Annotated in this window: 2 protein-coding genes; both read left to right on the top strand. The window is 61.2% G+C overall.

Annotation, left to right across the window (positions count from 1 at the left end; translation table 11 throughout):
• Nucleotides 1-187 precede the first annotated feature (187 nt).
• On the top strand, nucleotides 188-937 hold the full coding sequence (locus FS320_RS41860; protein WP_152718452.1) for a hypothetical protein: 750 nt from the start codon (nucleotides 188-190) through the stop codon (nucleotides 935-937).
• Between the two features lie 237 nt (nucleotides 938-1,174).
• Nucleotides 1,175-1,915, top strand: coding sequence for a class I SAM-dependent methyltransferase (locus FS320_RS41855; RefSeq protein ID WP_152718451.1), 741 nt, complete (start codon nucleotides 1,175-1,177; stop codon nucleotides 1,913-1,915).
• Nucleotides 1,916-2,380 lie beyond the last annotated feature (465 nt).

Here is a 2,380-nt window from a genome sequence, read left to right as displayed (position 1 = left end):
CTATCTGGCGCGAAACGGGTTTACTCACATCCCGGCGCCGGCACAAAACGCCAAAACCCTCACAGGCGCTTCAGCGATGCTTGGTATACGCACTCTGCCATGCCGTGTGATGGGCTAAACTCGAGCTAAGCTGCGGTCCGTTATTCTGGATCGGCCCAATCAGATTACACCCCAACGCCGTGATCTCTTGGCAGCCTATTGCCGGCTGCGCCAGCGCCTTTCGGAGATCGCGCCCACGGGGTTCGACCGCAAGGCGGCTCCGTTCTCGATCACGACGTACGATCCGAGCGTCCTGCCGGAAATCCGGAGCGTGGTTGCCAGCACAAATGTTGGCTTCTTCGTCATTGAGGATCCGGACAAGGAAGAGGCCCTGAAGCCCCGCCTGGCCGAAGGGCTGATGAATGCCAGCATTGTGGCGGTCGGGCCGAAGGGCCCAACCGAAGCGTGGATCCGCCAGAAGGCCGGATTTACCCGTCACGACGATGCGGCTCGCGTGCGGGAGCGCAGCTTCAGACTGGCCCTGGACGACTTGTGCGATGCCGGCAAGATCTCCCGGCAGAACACTATCGCGATCACCCTGACGCGTCTCGAGTACGTCGAGATTGCGAGTGCAAAGCCGGGGCGCGAACTCACCCGGGCTATGGCGGATGTCGTCAAGGATCTGATGGTCGTTCTGACTGACGACGGGCAGATCCCTGCCGACGGTGCTCAGGTCGAAGCCATCCGGTCGGCGATCGGCAACAATCTTCCGGAACTCGCCATCGAGTTTCCGGTCGGGCGGCTCTGCGCGCGGTATGCCCAGCAAACGGTTCCGAACCAGAAGAAGATCCTGAAGACGTTGGAGCGGGCTGCCGTTTTCAAGAAGAACCGCGATGCCTTCCTTCGGGCCCGGCAGCAGGTCTCAGACAACCGCCTCAGAGCAGGGGCGCACCGCTAGGCTCAGAACTCGTCAATGCCGCAGGCTTGACACTGCCTGAGGTCACGCCAAGATTCCGCCATGGCCGAGAAGGACATCCATACTGTCGCCCGGTTGGCCGGCATCCCCAAGGCGGGGTGCCGGGATGTCGACCACGCAAACTGAACACGCGGGTCGCCAACCCTGGCCTCGCCCCTCGCGGAGGAGGTCTTTCGGCTTTGAAACGTGCCCCGTCCTCCTATCACCATGGAATTAAACATGGCGCAGAATATCTACGACAACCCTGGTTTCTTCGCGGTCTACAGTCAGTTGCCGCGACAGGTCCATGGGCTGGACGGCGCGCCCGAATGGCCGGCAATCCGGGCCATATTGCCTACGCTAACCGGCAAGCGCGTGGCCGATTTGGGCTGCGGGTTCGGCTGGGCCTCGCGCTGGATGCGCACACAAGGTGCGGTCTCGGTGCTTGGCCTCGATCTGTCGCAGAACATGATCGCCCGCGCCAAGGCCGATACCTCAGACCCCGCCATTGAATACCGGATCGCGGATCTCGAGACGTTGGAACTGCCCGAGGCCGTTTTTGACCTCGTCTACAGCGCCTTGGCGTTCCACTATGTCGAGGATTTCCGGCGCCTCACACGCGTGATCCACAAGGCACTGGTTCCCGGCGGGGATCTGGTCTTTACGGCCGAGCATCCGATCTTCATGGCTGCGGCCCATCCGCATTGGATCACCGATGAAGACGGCCGCAAGACCTGGCCGGTCAACGGCTATTCACTTGAGGGCGAACGCCGCACGGACTGGTTCGCCAGGGGCGTGTTGAAGTATCACCGGACCCTCGGCACGACGCTCAATACGCTGATTGATGCGGGCTTCGAGTTGCGCCGGGTCGAGGAATTCGCCCCAACGCCCGAGCAGATCGAGCAGTTGCCCGAACTGGCCGAAGAACTCGAGCGGCCGATGATGCTTCTAGTCTCCGCTCGAAAGACAGCAAGGCGTTAAGCGTCAAGCTGCCCGTGCCACATGACTTGGGCGGCTCGCGATTGACTGCCCCGTCAAGACCTACGGCCGATATGGGGCGCAGCGATCTGATGCTTTCGATCGGTTATGGGTCCTGACCTGAGAAAGCACATAGTAAACCACAGGCAATGACTAGTCACGTACAAGTGCTTGCAAGGCTTCGATTCTTCAGGCGCTGGATCCCTGCCGGGTAGCCGGACCGCATTGCTGTGGTCCCGCCCCCTCAGAACGTACGTGACAGTCGCCCGTCATACGGCTCAAGCCTCAGCCAATTTGTATCCATGTCGTTGATGGTGTGCGTGATGATCTTCCCCCGAATGCGCGGCTCTCCCGCACATTGCGTGGATTACGCGGCCAGGAGCACTCTCCGGCGTAGGAGATCGAAGTTGGCTCGTCCGTACATCGAGCGCTTGAAGAGTTTGAGGCGCGTGATCTGTCCCTCGGCTT

The organism is Microvirga tunisiensis (genome assembly GCF_009296175.1).
Lineage (GTDB): Bacteria > Pseudomonadota > Alphaproteobacteria > Rhizobiales > Beijerinckiaceae > Microvirga > Microvirga tunisiensis.
The sequence above is the reverse complement of the archived record's forward strand: the minus strand, read 5'-3'. Positions and strand labels throughout refer to the sequence as shown.

Excerpts from the sequence above, each read along its gene's own strand:
- FS320_RS41855 (WP_152718451.1), top strand. The coding sequence starts at position 1,175 with ATGGCGCAGAATATCTACGACAACCCTGGTTTCTTCGCGGTCTACAGT.